Annotated in this window: 10 protein-coding genes; 3 read left to right on the forward strand and 7 right to left on the reverse strand. The window is 40.8% G+C overall.

Annotated features, from left to right (window positions below):
• The first annotated feature begins 304 nt into the window (after positions 1–304).
• Positions 305–1,936 (forward strand): methyl-accepting chemotaxis protein, encoded by a 1,632-nt coding sequence (locus tag U868_RS0114500; RefSeq protein ID WP_025153920.1) that lies wholly within the window; start codon positions 305–307, stop codon positions 1,934–1,936.
• Positions 1,937–2,533: 597 nt separating this feature from the next.
• On the forward strand, positions 2,534–3,187 hold the full coding sequence (locus U868_RS0114505; protein WP_025153921.1) for a response regulator transcription factor: 654 nt from the start codon (positions 2,534–2,536) through the stop codon (positions 3,185–3,187).
• On the opposite strand, the gene U868_RS0114510 is transcribed toward U868_RS0114505, so the two are convergent.
• The 6 genes from U868_RS0114510 to U868_RS0114535 all read right to left on the reverse strand — a co-directional run bounded on the left by U868_RS0114510 (position 3,165) and on the right by U868_RS0114535 (position 11,950).
• Positions 3,165–6,374: an ATP-binding protein gene (locus tag U868_RS0114510; protein WP_025153922.1), complete on the reverse strand. Its 3,210-nt coding sequence runs from the start codon at positions 6,372–6,374 to the stop codon at positions 3,165–3,167. The two genes, U868_RS0114505 and U868_RS0114510, sit on opposite strands and share 23 nt — an antisense overlap.
• A 186-nt stretch (positions 6,375–6,560) precedes the next feature.
• Entirely contained in the window at positions 6,561–7,550 is a 990-nt protein-coding gene (locus U868_RS0114515) for a fimbrial protein (RefSeq protein WP_025153923.1), read from the reverse strand.
• A gap of 6 nt (positions 7,551–7,556) precedes the next feature.
• Entirely contained in the window at positions 7,557–8,276 is a 720-nt protein-coding gene (locus U868_RS0114520; RefSeq protein ID WP_025153924.1) for a fimbrial biogenesis chaperone, read from the reverse strand.
• A gap of 9 nt (positions 8,277–8,285) precedes the next feature.
• Complete coding sequence (locus U868_RS23680; protein WP_240182725.1) at positions 8,286–10,646, reverse strand: fimbria/pilus outer membrane usher protein; 2,361 nt, start codon at positions 10,644–10,646, stop codon at positions 8,286–8,288.
• A gap of 259 nt (positions 10,647–10,905) precedes the next feature.
• Entirely contained in the window at positions 10,906–11,439 is a 534-nt protein-coding gene (locus tag U868_RS0114530) for a fimbrial protein (RefSeq protein WP_025153925.1), read from the reverse strand.
• A 220-nt stretch (positions 11,440–11,659) separates the two neighbouring features.
• The gene (locus U868_RS0114535; protein WP_025153926.1) at positions 11,660–11,950 is read right to left on the reverse strand and encodes a helix-turn-helix domain-containing protein; all 291 of its coding nucleotides are present in this window, start codon (positions 11,948–11,950) and stop codon (positions 11,660–11,662) included.
• 1,200 nt (positions 11,951–13,150) lie between these two features.
• Between U868_RS0114535 and U868_RS0114545 the strand changes: the two genes are divergently transcribed.
• Positions 13,151–15,922 carry an autotransporter outer membrane beta-barrel domain-containing protein gene (locus tag U868_RS0114545; protein WP_025153927.1) on the forward strand — a complete coding sequence of 924 codons (2,772 nt, stop codon included), beginning with the start codon at positions 13,151–13,153 and terminating at the stop codon, positions 15,920–15,922.
• A 62-nt stretch (positions 15,923–15,984) separates the two neighbouring features.
• On the opposite strand, the gene U868_RS0114550 is transcribed toward U868_RS0114545, so the two are convergent.
• Positions 15,985–17,238, reverse strand: coding sequence for a nucleoside permease (locus U868_RS0114550; RefSeq protein WP_004235905.1), 1,254 nt, complete (start codon positions 17,236–17,238; stop codon positions 15,985–15,987).
• Positions 17,239–17,256: the final 18 nt, after the last annotated feature.

A 17,256-nucleotide genomic window follows, 5' to 3' on the forward strand; every position in this document is an offset into this window, starting at 1 on the left:
CATCAATAATAACGATCAAATATATACATATTAATAGTCAAAACCTATCGCAAATCCTGATTTCGATCGTTTTAAACGATTGGATTGAGTAGCGAAAAACATTTTTAATTGATTAATATAATCAACCTGATATGTGTATTTTTCTTATTTATGTAATAAAAAGAGGAACCGTAAAAAAGGACGGTATCACTATGCCGCCCCGGCAGAATACGTCTATTCTTTTTCCGGCATAAAAGAGTTAAAGCCTCCCTTTGTGGCTGGTATTGGATTTCATAAAAAATACACTCAATAAAGAGAGAAATAAATGCTTAGCCGTTTAAAAATAACAACTATGCTGACTGCAACCCTGCTTATATTCTGTGTATTGCAACTATTAACAAGTGGTTTGTATTTTAATACTGTAGAAAGAGGAGCAACTTCTTTCCATCAGGTGCTCAGTCTGAATGAACGCAATGTTCTGCTATCCAATGTCTGGTCGAATTTTTCACAAGCCAGGTTAAACCTCAGCCGGGCACTTATTTCCGGTCGGAGCGAAAATGAAATAGATTCACTCTTAAACAGCGCCATTAAAAACCTGAAAGACGTTGAAGGTGACTGGGAAAAATTTAATTCCACACCCAATTTACATGGTCAGATAAGAACAAATCTGGAAGACAGCTATAACACCTACTATACAACCATTATCGAACTTATACAGTTAATACGAAATCGTGATTTAAATACGGCAATATTACAGGACACTCAAACCAGTCAGGATGCTTATCTGAAGCATTACGATACATACAGCCATAAAAATAACGATATTATTGCACAAACAATCAAAGAAGATGATAAAGCCGACCGTCAGTCAATATGGATACTGATTACCGTACTCTGTATAACCCTGCTTATTGTGATTGGTATATGGTCAGGCCTTAAGCGCATACTGATTACACCGCTGAATAACGTGCTTGACAACATCCGGCATATTGCCGGGGGAGACCTGACCAGAACCATTGATATGACCGGTTGTGATGAAGTCAATAAACTGGCGGATACTCTGCGCTATATGCAGGGTGAACTCGCCGGGACAGTCAGTAATGTCCGTGACGGGGTCAATGCAATTTACAACGGCGCCAGTGAAATTGCAGCCGGGAATAACGATCTGTCTTCGCGGACGGAACAACAGGCTGCCTCTCTCGAAGAAACGGCTGCCAGCATGGAAGAACTGACAGCGACCGTGCGCCAGAATGCCGATAACGCCCGTCAGGCAAGCCACCTGGCATTAACCGCTTCTGAAACCGCAGAGCGCGGCGGGAAAGTGGTGGATGATGTCGTGGATACCATGCGCGGTATCGGCGACAGCTCGAAGAAAATTGCCGATATCATCAGTGTGATCGACGGTATCGCGTTCCAGACCAATATTCTGGCACTGAATGCGGCCGTGGAAGCCGCCCGTGCCGGTGAGCAGGGGCGCGGATTTGCCGTCGTCGCCGGCGAGGTGCGTAATCTGGCCCAGCGCAGTGCGCAGGCCGCCCGGGAAATCAAAACCCTGATCGAGGATTCGGTCGGCAGAGTCGATACCGGTGCGGTACTGGTTGAGCGTGCCGGTGAGACGATGAATGAAATTGTCAGCGCTGTCACCCGCGTTACCGATATTATGAGTGAGATTGCTTCTGCTTCGGATGAGCAAAGCCGCGGAATAGACCAGATTGGTGTGGCAGTGACAGAAATGGACAAAGTCACCCAGCAGAATGCGGCGTTAGTCGAGCAATCGGCAGCCGCTGCCGCATCACTTGAAGATCAGGCGGGTAAACTGACTCAGGCAGTGTCTGTATTTCATATACAGGCCGGAAAAGTGACGGCAGGCACGAAAACCAGCACTATCGTGCCGCTGCAATCCCCTGCCCTTAAAAAACCAACAAATAATTCCGATGATGACTGGGAAACCTTTTAATGTCTGCAAACTAAAATAAAAAAACGGAATTCTTGCTTCATTACACCCGGCGCCGTTGAATTAGGTTTACCTCTTTTGCCCATGCTTCATGGGCTTTTTTTTAAATCTGCCCCGTCCTGAATAGCGTTGACACGTTCCTGACTTAAATACGGAGAACGTGATGATGACTGAATTCAAACGCACGCAACGTGATTATATCGTCGGGTATTACAGCGAACTCAGACCGCACGAATATAACGGCGGATTACCACCAAACGAATCGGAAAGGTGATACCTCCCCCACCAAATTACCTTTGCTGCTGTTTTTACCGTCCACCGTCTGTGTGTTCTGCGCAGAGGTCAGTGCGATGTTATTCTCTGCATTCAGAGGGAGTTTACACTCACGCCACGACTCAAAAATGATTATGTAAAGCGGCACAACAGACCTCCACTCACAGCAATTTGCACAAAAGTTTATAATTATCTGTTTTTATTTATAAAAGTTAAACAGATAGCTCTCAATTTTAAAATATTTATCTGAAATGATATTCCCGATTTGACTTTCTATAAACGGTGTTATATTCAATTACAATCACCCCATGATAATGAGTAACGCAGATGAAAAAACTATCATTAGTTTTAGTTGATGACCATCCGATTGTTCTCTCCGGATTAAAGGAGACATTATCGCAATCATCAAATTTATCTGTTATGGGCGCTTTTACCCAAGACGCTGAGCTATTTACATTTTTAAAAAATAATAATGTTGATGTTATTGTGACTGACTATATGATGCCAAATAATACACTATTAAGTGACGGCCAAAATTATATTCAGTTTTTACGTCGCAAGTATCCCGGTACTGCTTTAGTTGTATTAACGATGATTTCTAATTCCATGATTATACAGAAGTTGTATGACAACGGTGTAAGCGCTGTTGTTTCAAAAGAAGCGCCTTTGCAGGATTTGATGAAAGCAATAAAGCTGGCAGGGCAAGGCCGGGAATATCACCAACCTGCTGCTGATTTAACTACAACATTAAAAAGCCGCAATGCCACAACCCTTGATGAACGGGTAAAAACACTATCACCCCGTGAATCAGAGGTGCTGCGACTATTTGTACAGGGGAAGCCTATTGTTGAAATTGCGAAGCTGTTAAACCGAAGCGACAAAACGATTAGTTTACAAAAAAATGCAGCAATGCGTAAATTGGGGGTTGATAATAATCAGGCTTTAATCAGTTATTGCGTTACTCACCATCTGTTTGATTAAGCTTATTGATCCAGGTTATCAGGTCATTGCAAATACTCTGACCAAATTTGATTAAGTCTGAATTTGCAGTTTTCGGATTTAATGATTTTTCAAATTGCAGAAGCTTATCGGCAAGGTCTTGTTGTTCTGTGCTGACTAATGCTCCGCGCAGCCGATGCGAAAGTTGTTTTACTATTTCGATATCCCGGTTGTTTATAGCCTGGTTAAGCTCTTGTATATCAATACCAAATTGCGAAATAATTTTTTCCCGATCTTTACTACTGAGTGGATTAACGCGGGTGATTAATTCATCTTCAGAAAAAGAGGGCTGGCCGACGGGGAAAAAGCGACTTAAAACATGTACTAAAGTTTCTAATTCTATTGGCTTGACAAGCCAGGCGTTCATTCCTGCCTGTAAACAGCGCTCTTCTTCTTCTTTCAGGCCATTTGCAGTTATGCCGATGATTGGGCAGGTTTCCCCTTCAAGGCGAAGTTGTTTTGTAAGTTCATAACCATTGCGATATGGCATGTTGACATCAGTAAGAATAATATCAACAATTTCATTATCCCAAATAACTAAAGCCTCCTCACCATCACTGGCTGTAAAAACCTGACAACCAAGCAGTTCAAGCTGTTCCTGAAGAACAACCTGGTTAATCAGATTATCCTCAGCTATTAATACTTTTAATGAAAACAGATCAGTATGTGTTTGAATCCCGGAAATTGGGGTGATTAATGAGGTTGCCAGATTCCCGTTATTTTTTAATAAAAACAGCTGTTGGTTTAGTTCTGATAGTTTACAATAGCTTTCAGAGGCTAACCATGTTTTCCCCTTCCAGTATTCAGGCAGTGAAATATGTTCTATTAATATACCAACTGCGATAACTGATGATGTATCCTCTGGTAAGCTATCTTGTGTTAAATAAACAGAAGCTCCCCATTTTTTCAACCATTGTGTAATATTTTTGGTGAGTAACGGATTGATGGTTTGGAGCCAAATGTGGGTACCTGTCAGATCTTCCCATATATCATCTTGTTGTCCGGACTTAAGAGGTAGTGTGATAAGAAAAGAGCTCCCCTTGCCGGGCTGGCTTTGCAAGCTTATCTGCCCACCCATTAGCTTAACCAGATTTGAGCAAATAAATAATCCTAAACCAGTGCCGCCATATGTGAGAGATTCCGGATGTGCCTGGTAAAAAGGCTCAAACAATTTTTTCTGTTGCTCTGCATCAATGCCGACCCCGGAGTCAATAACCCGTAACAATATATTGTCATTGGTGCCTGTTTTCAGTTCGACAATAATAGTACCTTTTTGTGTAAATTTAATGGCATTACTCAGCAGGTTTCCAATAATCTGCTGTAATCTTGCCTCATCTCCGACTCTGTTTGAGTGGATATCCGGATCTATAACCGGGAAAAGCACTAAATTCTTTTGTTGTGCCAAGCCTTGATATAGTTGAACAGTTTGTTGTATTAATTCTAAAAGAGAAAGTGGTTGATCCTGAATTTTAACCTGATTAGCTTCAATTTTACTGATATCGAGAATATCTCCAATCAGTAGCATTAATAATTGAGATGTTGTCGACATACGGTTAATTAAATTAACTTGCTGAGGAGATAACAATGTATTAGATAGTAATTCTAATGTACCAATAAGCCCATAAAGCGGTGTTCTTATTTCATGACTCATGGTTGCTAAAAATGAAGATTTAGCCCGGTTTGCTTCTTCAGCTAGCCGTTTGGCATTAGCTAACTGTTTCTCAGTTTCTGCCTGCATCGTTATATCGGTAAATGCACACAAAATTACAGAACGTTGCTGGTAATTCGTCTCTGTACTCGTGATATACAGAACATTATCTCCTGATTTTTGTATTGTTTTGACGTGTTTTTCCCGGGTAATAACATGGCTAAGAAGTTCCCGGTATTCACCGGAGTCCTGAGGCCGGGAAGGCTCTGTGATGTTAAGCCAGTGTTGTGCAAGTTCATTCGCGAAACGCAACTGCCGGGTTTCTCTGTCAATAACACACAGGCCAATCGGCGTTATAGCAATAAGTGTCCGGTTAAAAGATTCATTATCTAAGATAATTTGCTGGGACTGAATAGCTGGCTGAAGAATTTTTCTTTGGTACCAACGGTGGTAACCCCAGCCACAAAAAAAGCTGAAGAACAGGGCTGTGATTAAACTAATGGGTAACCAAAGATTATCTTCAAAAAAAGCAGCGTAACTGATTCTGTAATATCCGCTCCATTTTTTATTTTGAGAATCCAGTTTCAGAACAAGCCCGTCTTTGGTATAAAAAAGTCCTTCACTGACTTCAAATGGTATATCTGTGTCACCTGACAACTGACCAAATTCATTATGAGTTAACCAAAACTGATGCGTTAATGCCGGGTTTAGCATTCTTTCAAAAACACGCATTCTTACTTGGCTCAGTAATGAAGCAGCATAAATATTTTGTGGCGATAATTGTGCATTTTCCCACAAATGTACGTCAAAACCCGCAGGAATAACACCGATAAGATTATTCGTTGAGTTGGATTGTCTTATCCAAATAACGGTATTTTTCTCATGCTTTTTTTGTGCTTCATCAAGCTGTTTTTTTACTGAAGGGAGGTTGATGCGAATACTGTCTGTCACCGCATGGAATAACTCAGGTGATATCGATTCATTGCCCATGACTGAACCAACAGAGGGAACGCCGATGCTGATATGGTCATGCTCATTAATAAAGAATACTGCTGCTGCAGGATAATATGATCCTCCCCAAAAGGTAGAGTAAAAATCAGCTAAATATGCACCAAGTGAAAATAAGATACTTGGCACCCTGGTGCACTCCAGACTCTCATTGCAACCTAATGTGAATGGCATAGCAACAAGCGATTCTTTACCCTCCAGTAATTGGAGCGGCCACTTTTGGGGAAAAGATTGGTAATTTATTGAGTATGTCCGGCTTTCCACTAACTCTGATAAGTCTTGGTTTTGCTGATTTAATGCAATTAAAAACTTTTCTTGTTCAAAGATATAGCCGGTAAGTGTTCTGAAATCTACCTCTAATCGCTTCGTTTCTTGTTGAATAATTCGTTCAGCACTCCAAACCAGAGTTGCAATCAGAATAAACAGGAGAGGAAGCGCAACAGTTAATATGCTATTCGTACGCCCTGAATTACGTGTTATCCGTGAAAATGCAGTTGGGGAGGAATTGGCCATGACGCTATTCTCATCGATTACATTCAGACCCTATGTTCTCCATCATAATATAAAAAATAAATTAAACAATAACTCTTTTTAAGATGTCGCAAAAGAGTGATAACCGATGAGTGCTCCCGGAAACAGCACCGGAATAAAGCAGCGTTTATCACTACCACAGAAGTCGTGACGACCGGGAGGACACATTCAATAAGAGACTACAACCCGGATCGTTTTTGAAAATGGTCCGGAGCTTATAGTGCTGCCCGGCACTTTATTTAAGATCGCAGTATAAGGGACACTTACCGGCGATTGAGGTAAAATTTCGCCAATCGCATAGTTCTGGCTGTAATTTATTTCTGTTGATCCACTTTGTAACATTGTTTGTAATCCATTTCCCATATCAAGGTATTTACCACCCAAAATAGTATTATTATTTGGTTCAAAACGGACAGATACATTTAATCCTGTTTCGCAATCCTGAGGAACAGCCATACCAAGATTAAATGTGCGACTCACGACTTCCCCTCCGTTCATTTGTTTCGGTGAAATCGTTCCAAAGTTAACACTTCCGCCATTTGATGCAGTCACACTGACTGCCGGCGCAGGGCAAAGCAACGTTAAATTACCCACGATACGTATATAAACAGGAGCACCAAGATATTTAGCTTGATAATCTTCATGATATCCCAATAGAAAAACGCCTGTATCAAAGGGTTTCAAGGTATTACTCCCTTTTAGGACGGCAAATCTATACATGGTAACAATAGATACCGAAGTTCCTGATGAGGGCTGCAGCCAGGCACCTAAATCCAGATTAGGAACACTTGAGTTTGTAATGGTGGCAATTGTACCACCACTAATTGCATTTTGTTGAGTAACCGTAACCCCACTATTAATTAAGAGTGATTTAGTTTGCGCAGAGACAACATTTTTAAAATAAACATGATTGGGCGTCTGCACACTGCCTGTAAAATCACATTTTAAGCTTACATATGAAGATAATGCCGACGCTAATGTAGTTCCGGATGTAATAGAGGTACTGCTACTTGTAATATTAAAGGTAATATCCTGCTGTATGTATGCTGCACCGGAAACAGGTTGACAATTCGTTACTGAACCAAAGGCATTAAAGCTCAAAAATGAAAAGTAACATAAAATAACAGGTACGACTTTCTTAAAATAGGTGATCATCATTTCTTCCTATTTATCATTAACTAATGTACAAGTTGTATCTTGGCAAGTGTAATCTAATAGCTTTGGCGAACCATAATCATCAACATATGTTATAACAATTTTAGATGAATTTTTTTGTTTATCTGATAATACATAATTCATGTTACCATTAGGTTTAATGATCATTTCTTCAAAATTAGCAACCTTACTTTTACTATCATTTATATTTATTACGACAATATGATAATCAGTAGGATTTACCAGTTTTAATGTACTACCCATCTTTTCAACCTTTAGTTCTTTTTGCCAGTTATTGCCTGCATATTTAACAATTCCTTTTGGACGATAAAACAACTTAAAACGAGACTGAATCACAATTTCAACTGCATTTTCCGATTGACTTTTAGGTGGAATGCCAAGCACATTAAAATAAAACAATGACTCTTCATTACCGGCAATAACCTGGTTAATTTTTGATGTGCTAATCCTGATTTGTTTCTTTTGGTTAGGCTCAATACGTTGCAATAAAGGTAATGCAACTAACGGATCGGTAATTTTCTTACCTTTTTCGTCTTCCACCCAGGACTGAACCAGAAATGGGTCCTTATTATCCGTATTTTCAACAACCACACTAACACCCTTGCTACCTTCGTCATAAATAACGCGCGTACGGTCGACAGAAATTGATGCATATGTGTAAGTGCTTACCAAAAGTAATGCACTCATTACTAATTTTAAATTTTTCATAATCTTCTGCTATTTATAACAAATTATTTTCTGAACGTTAGTATTATCTAACGCAATCCGGCAGGATTGATTTCCTGTCCATTTAACAATTAATTTCTGATTTGGTTGAATACCTGCCAAATAAACTTCACCTTGTTCGGCAATCATACCCAATACTTTTTCATCATCAGAATCGTATACCAGTGCACCAAATGGTGGTTTTTTTCCATCAGGAAAACTGATTGTTAATAATGCTTTTTTACCCATAATAGTATTTAGTTTAGAATATCCAACCGCACCGTCTGTTAGTGTTGATTCCACAACGCTGTCATCAATACTGACATTTTCCGGTATATTATTCAGATCCACATACTGAGTTGATTTATAATAGGTTGGTACATTACTGATTGCAGCTAAACCAAACCTGTTGGTTATTGACTCATTTTTATTGATGGACACATCTTTTGCTTTATCTGTATCAATAACCATTCTTGCCTGGTTTTCGTAAACTCTGCGATGTAATACAGGACCATGGCTTGTTAATGTTAAAGACCCATCCAGTGACCCGCTCGCTGTATGATAATCATTACTATAAGCACCAGTGAACTGAGCCGTACCATATTGAGTGTCACGATATAAAGATGTATTAATCGTCGCATTCTCAAAAAAATCTTTACTCGACAACCCAATATTGACGTTGTTTTCATTAATTTTAGTATAGTAATTTATATTATTACTATATTTTTTATCCCGATCATTATAAGAAGAAAAATATTGTAATCTGGAGTCTCGTTCTTTACCTAAAGGAAGACTTAAAGAAAGATAAGCCTGTTTAGATTGCTTTCCTTTTGCATAACTACTTTCACCAATTGAAAAAGATAGAACCGCATTATCAAGATAATCATTTCTGATTGTTTTGTTAAATGATAAATTCAAGGTGTCATTGCTTTTAGATTCATTCCAGTAATTTTCTCTTGAATAGCTTAAGCTTATATCAGCATTCCAGTCAGGAATTTGCTGGGTAAAAGATGTTGTAAATACATTCTTTTGGCGATAATGGTTTCCTGATGGGTTTTCTTTAGTATCAATGAAATTATTAACTGACATAAACCCTTCATTAGAAAATTGATACCCTGTTAAATCAAGACGACTTGAATTTGAAAAACGCTTAGCATAATTAATACGATAGCTTTCTCCTGTATGCGAGGAAATATCTTTCAATTTGTTTCTTGATTGAGTAATATCAAATGACATCGCACCAAAACGGTCCATATTTAACCCGATACCTACGTTATAAGCATGGTATTCATTATCCGATGTTGAAAATACCCCGCCAAATGCAGATAAGTTATTTAAAACTCCCCACGAAAATTCAGTTGAAATGAAATCATTTTTAACATTCTTATATCCCATCGGATCCAACTGGCCCGCATTAAATTTATATTGCACCATACCCGGCCGCGTTAAGAATGGAATACTTGTTGAAGATACCTGGTACTCCCTGACAGAGCCATCTTCTTCTGTTATTTTAACATCTAATGTCCCCGATAAAGAGGAACTTAAATTATCAATCAAAAATGGTCCCGGTGCGACTTTAACCTGATTTAATATCCGTCCATTTTGAGATACGGTGACCGTTGCATTACTTGTTGCTATTCCTGAAACATTCGGAGCATACCCTCTTAAAGATGCAGGTAACATTTTTTCATCTGTAAAAATACTAATCCCGTTAAAGCGGACAGAGTCAAATAACTGGTTAGCTGTATAATATTTTCCCGCAAAAAGTTTAGCTGATAAACCTGGTAAATCAGTAAAGATATACGTTTGTACCCACTTGAAATTATCATTCCTTGTGTTGTTAAAATCTTTCAGGAACTGATAATTACTACGCAACCTCCATCGCCCAATATTAGCACCTAAATCGCCGAATGAACTCAGATTATTTGTATTTTCAGTATTTTTATATTTAAAGTAATTTTCGATAATATTATAATCAAAAACTAATGCATTAATACCGATCTCACGCTGCATAGGAGGAACCCAATTATCATCAGAATATAAAAAATAAGCTTGTGGTATTGATAATACCAGTTCTTGTTTTTCATCATCGAATCCTGATGTGATGTTTTTATCCTGTGATGATAAATCATAACACCGGCCATTCTCCCACGTAGGAATTTCATTTATAAATTCTTCTTTCAAGCCAATGACTTCCACTAATTTTTGTGGAATGCAAGGCTGAACTTTTCCGTTGTAATTCAGAAAATCAATTTTATCAAGAAAATTAACTCCTTTACCATTTACAGAAACATTTGAAAAATAAGAACCCTCTGCAACTGTGTTGTTTTCAAAAGCACTTAAGTCAATATCTGAATCACCAGAAATAGACAAAGCATCCTGATTAAATTGAATTGAGTCTGCATTAACATAGTTTGAATAAAGAAATAATCCAGCTATAAAACTAGCTACTATGTTTTTTTAAAATTGTTCATTTTCATTAGCTGGAATATTCTGCAATTGATACATTTATTACACTACCATTTATAAACAGCCGAAAATGCTGCAAAATATTAATTTTGCATAGCATTATCGGCATGTTAACAATCAGATAGAAAATTTATTTATTTTTATTAAAGTGATTAGTATATATTTATTGGTAATCCAGGACGTAGGCTACTGTAGACTTCACTGAGCCTCCTGTCGCCACACCTAATGCTTGCATACGAGCAGATAAATTAATCGTATTAGAGCCCGCATTTAAGTTCTGAGTAATAACATCACCTGTTTTTAAATTAGTGCCATTACCATCCTGGAATAAAATACCGACATTCTGTGCTGTACCACTGTTTGCCCATAAAACACCTGCGGCATCCATCTGGCCTGTAAATTTAACTGTCACTTTAGAGTAATCTGTACCGCTTGCAGCTGGATCTAATACACAGTCAGCGAGTTCAAGGGTAAAATCAACATTAGGACCCTGCGCTCCCGCCGTTTTTAAAGAAACAGCAGGAATGGACCCTAACTGAACTTCTTTATTAATTGATGATGGCACAATACTGCAGGCACCTGAGTTAACTGTACCATTAAATTCAATAGTACCGCTTCCAACATCGGCAGCAAATGAAGTTGATGCAGCTGTAAGTGTTAATGCGATAATTGAAGATGCTAAAAGCGTCTTTTTCATTTTTAAATCCTTGAAAATTTAATAAATAGTTGGTTAATATGATTAACCCGGATACGTCACTGAATTTTATTTCAGATGACATAATTTTAATTTCATACCAGCTCAACGAATAAAAAATACATTTAGGCTGGTATAAATGAGATTTTATACAAAGAAAGTAAACCCGACTATAAGGTGATCCTTAAAAGAGGCAATCCATCATGAACAACCTGGTATGTATTTAATCATCTTTAAGTTCATAAATTATATTTTTATTTTCAGTAAAAAAAATATCTGACGAACAGACCTCTGATAACTCATCAAAAAAATAGTTTATGTCGACCTTAAAGAGTGATGATATATAGATCAGTTTATCAATATCAATCCTGCTTGTTCCTTTCTCATAACGAGAACCTTGTTGTTGGCTGATTTTTAATATTATTGCCAAATCGGATCCTGTTAACCCCCTTTCTTTCCTTAGTTTTTTTATTTTCTCCCCTATGGCTTTAGCTATAGGGTATTTTGCAGTCATAATTAATTTCCTTTTATCACATTATTTTAATATATGGTGTCAATCAAAATTAATGTCATAATTTAATAGAAATATTAATCCGCGTAATACTTACGGATATATAATTTAAAAATTAATAGAAATCAACTTGATTATAGTGATACTAAATCTATACATAACAAACACAAATAACTATAAGGGGATCCTTAAAAAGATTGGATTATAATCTTAATTAGTGTGTTTTTTCGATTATAAACTTATATTTAGGGTAAATACAAAAATACACTCACACAAGATATGGATATATTTGCAAGGAAAAAACATTAGACTATTTTAACTTAAATATAATTAAAAGGTTATTAATTTAGATTTTTTGTGAAAAAAGTTAAAATATTTTAAACAATTCTATAATCAAAAAAAATTTTCAGATAAAAAAAACGTAAAACAATTGAAGTTTTGTACCAAAAAAAAATAAATTTCAAACTAAAGTAGTATAAAAATAAAATGCTCAAAATTTTATGTCACCCAGAGCCCCGGCAGACTACCGGGTTCGGTTTTCCTGTTCAACACCGACTAAAAACCGGATAGCTAATCCGCAAATTCCTGCGGGGAACGGTCACAATGATCGGTAATTGCTGCCTTCCTGTTTTTGAGTAATGTAATCCCGCGGCTGATACGGCTCATCCTGACAGAATTTCAGCCGCTTTGCCCGGCTCGCCCCTGTCATTCCGGATATCAGATTCAGGAATCCGGCAGCAGGGATAATTCAGCCTCGAATGTCACAATGACAACGCCATAAAAAATAAAAATAACACATTGATTTATTATAAGAATAATAAAAATAGAGTACTGTAAATTGCCGGTACATCCCGAACGTTCAATAACAAACCACAGTTGTTAAACTATGCACAGCAGATAAAACCATCCCGTATTTTTTATCTGCCGCTGTTCTTTCCTTGCTATTCTCAAATTGTTACATATTATCGCCTTATTACAACCAATGCGTGTAGAGACTTACCCGTCTGAGTGGTACTTTTCCTGTGAGCGGGTTGTATACCCAAATTATCACCGGCAGACAGCATTTACCGGCTGTTTCATTATTTTATTACCCATTAAAAAATAATATTCCGCTTTATTTCCGGACGGTTTTCTTACAACTCACCACACCACTTTTAATCTGATAAATAATTTTAATTCGCTTTTTATAGCAAGGATTCGGATATGACATTTAATAATTCGGTGCTGATTGCACTGTTTTCCGCTTCTTTCAGCGCTTATGCCACGGAACCACCACCCCCTTATCAGTCAGAGGCCGAAATCCCTGATGTTAATACCATTCTCAGCAGTGCCACGGACGGCTGGCCGATCGCAAAAGATAAGTGGGATAATAAATACCAGTCAATTATCACCGGTAACCAATATATTAATGGCCAGACATTAACCAGAACCTGGTTCCCGGAACAAATGCTTTATATCGAAAATAATTCTTACAGCCTGAATAACATTATTGATTCCTTCCAGGCCACATTCCGCAGCGGCAGTGCCGCTGTCGGCAATATAGTCAAAGGCGGAATCAGTAATCCGTCCGATCCTGCTAAAATCTATCGCGGGTTTATGTCGATGACAGAAGACTCCGTGGCATATAACACCATTGTTGAAGATAACGGCAGCCTCAGTCTGAACAATGACGCCAAAGCGTATAACACCACCGTGAATACCGGCGGAAAAATGGTAGTCGGCACGCGGGGCTATGCGCAGGCGATTCTGATCAACGGTGGTTATCTGGAGCAATCCGTTACCAGCACCTCAAATACCAAAGATGTCATTGTCGTGAATGGCGGACAGCATATTATCTATGGCGGGACGGCAACCAACAGCCATATCGGCGGCGGCAGCTATCAGATGAGCAGCGGCAACACGATAGATACCGTGCTGTATGATGGTGCAGTTCAGCAGATTTATGCCGGAAAAGAGGGTGTGACCGACCGCAATACCCTTGTTAACCACGGCGCATTACAGTTTGTGACCCACGGTAATACAGAAGATACCCGTGTTTACGGTACCCAGATTATTACCGGTGTTGACGGGGAATGGGAAAACGGCGGGTGGACATCCGACGATTCTTTCCGGATTGATGATCAGACAGCCAAAAATGCCACCATTTATGCAGGCGGTGTGCAGCGTATTCAGACCGGCGAGGCCATTGATACTCAGGTTTACGGACAGCAGATTGTCAGCGGCAAAAAAGGCGGCTGGACCAGCGGACAGTGGGTTGAACGGGACGGATGGATTGGCAAAGATCAGGTTGCGACCGGCTCTGTGATCCACCAGGGCGGTGAGCAGATTGTTGAATACTATGCCGATGCGGTTGGTACGCTGGTTAACGGCGGCATACAGCTGGTCAACGAGTTTGGTCATATTCAGGATACTACTGTTGAGAACGGCGGTTCATCCTTTATTGCCTATGGTGCATATTCCACCGGTGACCTGAATGTGAATAATGGTTCAGTAACCATGGAGGGCGGCAGCCTTCACAGCTGGACCGGAGCTCTGGACGGCAAAGGTGCTTATGTTACCCGCCTTAATCTGGCCGGTGACAATGCGGTTCTGTATCTGAAGCATAATGATACCACCAGCGAATCCGAAGCGACCATTGAAACACTGGCTAACAACGGCACCGTGGTATTCGGCAGCCGCGACGGCAGTGATGCCGGTAAATACAGCCGTTTGCAGATTTCAGATCTGACCGGTTCCGGCACCTTTGTGATGAATACCAATATTAACGGCGGTACCGGTGATTTCCTGAATATCAGCAACAGTATCAGCGGTGAGTTTAATGTCAGAGTAATGGATTCCGGTCAGGAGCTGAAAAGCCGCGGCGGTGTGAACCCTCATCATCTGATCTTTGCCAACGGCAGTGACAGCAACAGCTTTGCGCTGGTGAACGGCAGTGTTGATCTGGGCGCTTATAAATATTACCTGGTACAGGGTGATGAGCAGGACAGCGATAACTGGTATTTATCGCCGAAAGCAACCGATCCGGCACCAAACCCGGATCCGGGGCCTGCTCCTGATCCGAAGCCTGAAATCTCTGAAAGTGGTAAAAACGCTATCGCGATGGCCAACGTGACACCAACTATCTGGAACAGCGAATTATCCACACTGAGAACCCGGCTGGGTGATCTGCGTGATAACCAGACGGCACAGGATGGTGTGTGGGGCAAATATATCGGCAGCCGTAACCGCATCTCAACCAGTAATGTCGGCTACACACAGGATATGAACGGGCTGATGCTGGGCGGCGACCACGCGATTGCGCTGGAAAACGGCCGCCTGCTGGTCGGGGGGATGTTCTCCTATACCCATTCAGAACTGGATGCCCGCACCAGTGACGGTAAGGTGGACAGCCTGGGTCTTGGTGTCTACACCACCTGGATGCACAACAGCGGCTACTATGTGGATGGCGTGCTGAAAGCCAACCATTTCAGAACCAAAAACAGCGCACAGTTTAATGACGGAAAAACCACCGCCAAAGATAACACCAACGGCATCGGTTTCTCTGTGGAAGGCGGTAAACACATCACCGCAGGCAGTTACTTTATCGAGCCTTATGTGCTGGGATCTTACTTCCGCGGCGAAAAAACGGCCTACCGTTTCAGCAGCGATATGAAAGTGAAAGCGGACGCTGCAGAATCTGTGAAAGGTGAAATCGGTACCACCTTCGGTAAGACATTTGTCACTGAAAGCGGCGGCCTGATTAAACCTTATGCACGCCTGGCGGTCAGCCACGAGTTCAAAAAGAACAATGATGTGGTGATTAATGACACTGAATCATTCAGCAATGATATGTCCGGAACCGTCGGTAAGTACGGCGTGGGTCTGACAGCGCAGATGAATAATCAGTGGTCCGCCTATGCAGAGTTCAACTATGCCAAAGGCAGCCATGTGGAAACCCCTTACAGCGGCAACCTGGGTATCCGTTACAGTTTCTGATAACTCATACAGTACAGAATGACAAAACCGGCCCTTAAGGCCGGTTTTTTTATGCTGTTTCTTTATACCACCGCTTTTTCTGCGGCTTTTTCAGTCCGGTGGTCATAACGGAAAGTGAACTGGAAAATAATCGCCAGCACTACAGTATAAGAGGCGAATATCAGCCAGATTGACTGCCAGTCTTTTACGCCGTCCACCGTGAACATATCCACAACCTTACCGCTGACAATCGCACCGGCATAGGCTCCCACACCGTTAACCATCATCATAAACAGTCCCTGTGCACTGGCACGGATTTTGGAACTGACGGTTTTTTCAATGAAAATCGAGCCGGAGACATTGAAGAAATCAAATGCACAGCCATAAACAATCATCGACAGCACGAGGAAGAAGAAACCGATTGATACCGGCTCACCAAAGGCAAACAGACCAAAACGCAGTGTCCAGGCAATCATACTGATCAGCATGACAGTTTTGATGCCGTAGCGTTTGAGGAAATACGGGATTGCGAGGATAAACACCACTTCAGCCATCTGTGAGACGGAAAGCAGTACAGACGGATACTGCACCACCAGCGTGTCTTTATATTCCGCGATACGGCCGAAATCATGCAGGAACGGGTTACCGAATGTATTGGTGATTTGCAGCACTGCGCCGAGCAGCATGGCAAACAGGAAAAATACCGCCATGACCGGCTGTTTAAACAGCACAAAGGCATCCAGGCCGTAACGCTGTGCCCAGGTGGTTGTGCCGGTCTGTTTTACCACCGGAATCGCCGGCAGTGTCAGTGAATACAGTGCGAGCAGCAATGATGCGCCGGCGGCAATATAAAGCTGCATATTGCTCAGCTCGAATTTCATCAGACTGACCGCCCACATCGCCGCGATAAAACCGACAGTGCCGAACACCCGGACAGACGGGAAATGCGTGACAGGATCGAGATTATATTTTTGCAGGCTTGCGTAACTGACGGAGTTTGACAGGGCAATGGTCGGCATAAAGGCCATCGCATTCAGCAGCATCACCCAGAACAGTACATTCACATCGGTGACAGTTGCGGCATAAAAGAGTGCTCCGGCGCAGATCAGGTGACACAGGCCGTAAAGCCGGTTCGCCGGAATAAATTTATCGGCAATAATTCCGACCAGGCCCGGCATAATCACCGCCGCCAGCCCTTTGGTGCTGTAGATCCAGCCCACATCGGCACCGGTGAATTTGAGGGTTGCCATCATATACGAGCCGAGGGTGATTAACCACGCGCCCCAGATGAAATACTGGAGGAACAGCATCGCTTTCAGTCTGACTTTTATATCCATGGGTATCTCCGCTGAGAT

The sequence above is a fragment of the Morganella morganii H1r genome (genome assembly GCF_000633515.1).
GTDB lineage: Bacteria > Pseudomonadota > Gammaproteobacteria > Enterobacterales > Enterobacteriaceae > Morganella > Morganella morganii_B.

Bases quoted from the DNA above. Each gene is read 5' to 3' on its own strand.
- U868_RS0114500 (WP_025153920.1), top strand. From the start codon at position 305: ATGCTTAGCCGTTTAAAAATAACAACTATGCTGACTGCAACCCTGCTT.
- U868_RS0114505 (WP_025153921.1), top strand. From the start codon at position 2,534: ATGAAAAAACTATCATTAGTTTTAGTTGATGACCATCCGATTGTTCTC.
- U868_RS0114510 (WP_025153922.1), bottom strand. From the start codon at position 6,374: ATGGCCAATTCCTCCCCAACTGCATTTTCACGGATAACACGTAATTCA.
- U868_RS0114515 (WP_025153923.1), bottom strand. From the start codon at position 7,550: ATGATGATCACCTATTTTAAGAAAGTCGTACCTGTTATTTTATGTTAC.
- U868_RS0114520 (WP_025153924.1), bottom strand. From the start codon at position 8,276: ATGAAAAATTTAAAATTAGTAATGAGTGCATTACTTTTGGTAAGCACT.
- U868_RS0114530 (WP_025153925.1), bottom strand. From the start codon at position 11,439: ATGAAAAAGACGCTTTTAGCATCTTCAATTATCGCATTAACACTTACA.
- U868_RS0114535 (WP_025153926.1), bottom strand. From the start codon at position 11,950: ATGACTGCAAAATACCCTATAGCTAAAGCCATAGGGGAGAAAATAAAA.
- U868_RS0114545 (WP_025153927.1), top strand. From the start codon at position 13,151: ATGACATTTAATAATTCGGTGCTGATTGCACTGTTTTCCGCTTCTTTC.
- U868_RS0114550 (WP_004235905.1), bottom strand. From the start codon at position 17,238: ATGGATATAAAAGTCAGACTGAAAGCGATGCTGTTCCTCCAGTATTTC.